This is a genomic window from Streptomyces sp. NPDC054887 (assembly GCF_053610585.1).
Genome location: NZ_JBSGYQ010000136.1, coordinates 1 through 3560 on the forward strand (window position 1 = coordinate 1; position 3560 = coordinate 3560).

3 protein-coding genes are annotated in these 3560 nt (G+C 70.3%); all 3 read right to left on the minus strand.

All coding sequences use genetic code 11. The features are described 5' to 3' along the window. Positions 1-47: 47 nt before the first annotated feature. The 3 genes from ACWGH0_RS34550 to ACWGH0_RS34560 are packed head-to-tail and all read right to left on the minus strand — an operon-like array spanning position 48 to position 3494. Complete coding sequence (locus ACWGH0_RS34550; protein ID WP_453408231.1) at positions 48-1502, minus strand: GH1 family beta-glucosidase; 1455 nt, start codon at positions 1500-1502, stop codon at positions 48-50. Between the two features lie 58 nt (positions 1503-1560). Continuing rightward, positions 1561-2493 (minus strand): carbohydrate ABC transporter permease, encoded by a 933-nt coding sequence (locus tag ACWGH0_RS34555; RefSeq protein WP_453408232.1) that lies wholly within the window; start codon positions 2491-2493, stop codon positions 1561-1563. A 17-nt stretch (positions 2494-2510) separates the two neighbouring features. After that, on the minus strand, positions 2511-3494 hold the full coding sequence (locus ACWGH0_RS34560) for a carbohydrate ABC transporter permease (RefSeq protein ID WP_453408233.1): 984 nt from the start codon (positions 3492-3494) through the stop codon (positions 2511-2513). Between the last annotated feature and the right edge of the window lie 66 nt (positions 3495-3560).

The following is a 3560-nucleotide window of genomic DNA, read 5'->3' on the forward strand; positions in this document are numbered from 1 at the left end:
GGCGTGCTCGCGGCACGCCGGGCCGGGGCGCTGTGGAGCGGCGCCGGTCAGCTCGCGCCGGCCGCCGGCAGTGTGCCCGTGCGGGCCACCTCGGCGTACCAGCGGGCGCTCGCCTTCGGGGTGCGGCGGCCCGTCGGGTAGTCGACGTACACCGCGCCGAAGCGCTTGCTGTATCCGTACCCCCACTCGAAGTTGTCGAGCAGCGACCACAGGAAGTACCCGCGGACGTCCACCCCGGCCTCGATCGCCCGGTGCACCGCCGTGAGGTGGCCGTGCAGGTACGCGATCCGGTCGGGGTCGACGACCTCGCCGCTCGGGTCGATGTAGTCGTCGAACGCCGCGCCGTTCTCGGTGATCACCAGCGGCATGTCAGGGAAGTCGGCCTTGAGCCGGAGCAGCAGTTCGTACATGCCGCTGGGGTCGACGGCCCAGCCCATCGCCGTCCGGTCGCCCGGCGGCAGGTGGAAGTTGACCGAGTCGGCGCCCGGCCACGGGCTGTGGGCGCTGTTGCCGTGTCCGTCGGAGCCGTGGCCGGCGCCGTCGGTGGCGGCGGAGACGAGGGTCGGCGTGTAGTAGTTCACACCGAGGAAGTCGAGCGGCTGGCGGATGACGGCGGTGTCGCCGTCCCGCACGAACCCCCAGTCCGTCAGGTGGGCGGTGTCGCGCAGCAGGTCCGCCGGGTACTCGCCGCCGAGGAGGGGGCCGGTGAACACGCGGTTGGCCAGCGCGTCGATGCGGCGGGCGGCGTCCGCGTCCTCGGCGCTCGCGGTGAGCGCGCGCACGTGGTGGACGTTGAGCGTGATGGAGACCTGGGCGTCGCCGGGCAGGCTCGCGCGCAGGGCCTGCACGGCCTGCCCGTGGGCGAGGTTGAGGTGGTGTGCGGCGCGCAGCGCGTCCACCGGGTCGGTGCGGCCCGGCGCGTGGACGCCGGACGCGTAGCCGAGGAAGGCGCTGCACCAGGGCTCGTTGAGGGTCGTCCAGGTGTAGACGCGGTCGCCCAGGGCGTCGGCGGCCAGGCCGGCGTACTCGGCGAAGCGCTCGGCGGTGGCGCGCTCCGGCCAGCCGCCCATGTTCTCCAGTTCCTGCGGCAGGTCCCAGTGGTAGAGCGTGGCGACGGGCTGGATGCCCTTCTCCAGCAGCTCGTCGGTCAGCCTGCGGTAGAAGTCCAGGCCCTTCTGGACGGCGGGTCCCCGGCCGGTGGGCTGGACGCGGGGCCAGGCGAGGGAGAAGCGGTAGGCGCCCACGCCGAGGTCGGCCATGATGGCGACGTCCTCGCGCCAGCGGTGGTAGTGGTCGGTGGTGATGTCCCCGGTGTCGCCGTTGTGCACCTTGCCGGGGGTGCGGGAGTAGGTGTCCCAGATGGACGGAGTGCGTCCGTCCTCCGCCGCTGCTCCTTCGATCTGGTAGGCGGCGGTCGCCGTGCCCCAGAGGAAGTCGGGCGGGAACACACGGCCTTCGTCGTTCCGGGGGCCGGTCGCGGTGCGTCGGATTGCGGTGACCACGTACGTAGGTCCTTCCGAGGGGGGAGGGGTGGGGTGCGTTGCGTGAGGGCGGGCCGGCTCAGCCCTTGACCGCGCCCTGCATGATGCCGCCGACGATCTGGCGGCCGAAGACGACGAACATCGCCAGCAGCGGCAGCGTGCCGAGGAGGGCGCCGGCCATGATGAGGGACTGGTCGCGGATGTAGCCCGCGCTCAGCTGGGTGAGGGCGACGGGGACCGTCGGGTTGGTCATGTCGAGCACGATGAACGGCCAGAAGAAGTCGTTCCAGGCGTGCACGAACGTGATCATGAACAGGACCGCCATGGGGGCCCTGGCGATCGGCAGGACGATGCTCCAGAAGATGCGCAGCGAGTGGGCGCCGTCCACCCGGCCCGCCTCGACGAGCTCGTCGGGCAGCGCCTCGGTCAGGTACTGCCGCATGAAGAACACACCGACCGCGCTGACCAGGGTGGGGAAGATGACGGCGGGCAGCTTCTGCCCCCACCCGAGTTCCGTCATCATCATGAACAGGGGGACGACGCCGAGTTGCGGCGGCACCATCATCGTTCCGATGACGAGCATGAGCAGGATGTTGCGTCCCTTGAAGCGCAGTTTGGCGAAGGCGAAGCCGGCCAGTGTCGCGAACAGCACCGTGGACAGGGCGATGACCCCCGCCACGATGAAACTGTTGAGCATGGCCTTGCCGAGTGCGGCGTCCTGCCACGCCTTGCCGAGGTTCTCCAGCAGGTGCGGTCCCGGCAGGAACGGCGGCGGGGTCTGGCTGACGCGGGTGTTGTCGGTCGACGCGGCCACCATCGTCCAGTACAGCGGGAAGAGGGAGAACAGCGCGGCGACGGTGAGCAGGAGGTAGGTGACGGGGCCGGCGTGGTGCTGGCGGCCGGCGCCCGGCCGCAGCCGCGTGAGCAGCCGTCGCCGGGCCGGCACTCCGCCCCCGGAGGGCGGCTGTTGCGGGCGGACGTCCGTCCGGACGTGGAGACTGTCGGTGGTCATGGCGGGATCGCTCCTGGTCAGGACGTACGTACTGAGGACGCTCGGCGGGACGCGAGGCGCTGGACGACCCGCTGGACGACGAAGACGAGGATCAGCAGCAGGAACATCACCCAGGCGACGGTGGCCGCGCGCCCCATCTGGTAGTTCTTCCAGCCCTCTTCGTAGAGCAGCAGTCCGAGGGTCTGGTACTGGTTGTCCGCTCCGCCGGTGACGCCCATGGGGCCCTGGCCGAAGATGAGCGGCTCGCCGAAGAGCTGGGTGGCGCCGATGGTCGACAGCACGATGGTGAAGACGATGGTGGAGCGGATGCCGGGGACCGTGACCGAGATGAACTGCTGCCAGCGGGAGGCGCCGTCGATGGCGGCCGCCTCGTAGCGCTCACGGGGAACGGCCTGCATGGCCGCCAGGTAGAGCAGCGCGTTGTAGCCGGTCCAGCGCCAGATCACGATGGTGGAGATGGCGACCTGCGCGGCCCACTTGTTGTTCTCCCAGTCGACGTTGTCGACACCGACCAGGCTCAGCATCCAGTTGATCATGCCGAAGTCGCGCTCGAAGAGCATCGTGAAGACGAGCGCCGCCGCGCCGACCGATGTCGCGTACGGGGTGATGGCGGCGACGCGGAAGAACGTCGAACCCCGGAGCCGGTAGTTGAGCAGGTGCGCCAGGCCCAGCGCCATCATCAGCTGCGGCACGGTGGAGAGCACGCCGAGGGTGATGGTGTTGAGCAGCGCGTTCCAGAAGCGTGCGTCCTGCCATAGCTGGACGTAGTTGTCGAACGCCACCCACTCCATGACGTTCATGGTGGCGAGTTCGACCCGGTGCAGGGATATCCAGGCGGTGTACACGAGCGGGTAGAAGCTGAAGGCCGCGAACACCACGAAGAACGGTGTGATGAAGGCGTACGGCGCTCCGCGCAGGTCCAGCCGGTGGAGCAGCGTGCGCCGCCGCTGGCGCGGGCGTTCCCGTTCGCCGGTCCGGGTTGTCGGGAGGGAGGTGGCCACGAGAGGGCATCCTTCGTGAGACGTGGGTGGGGCTGCGGTGTCCCGGCGACCGCCGGGGATCGCGGC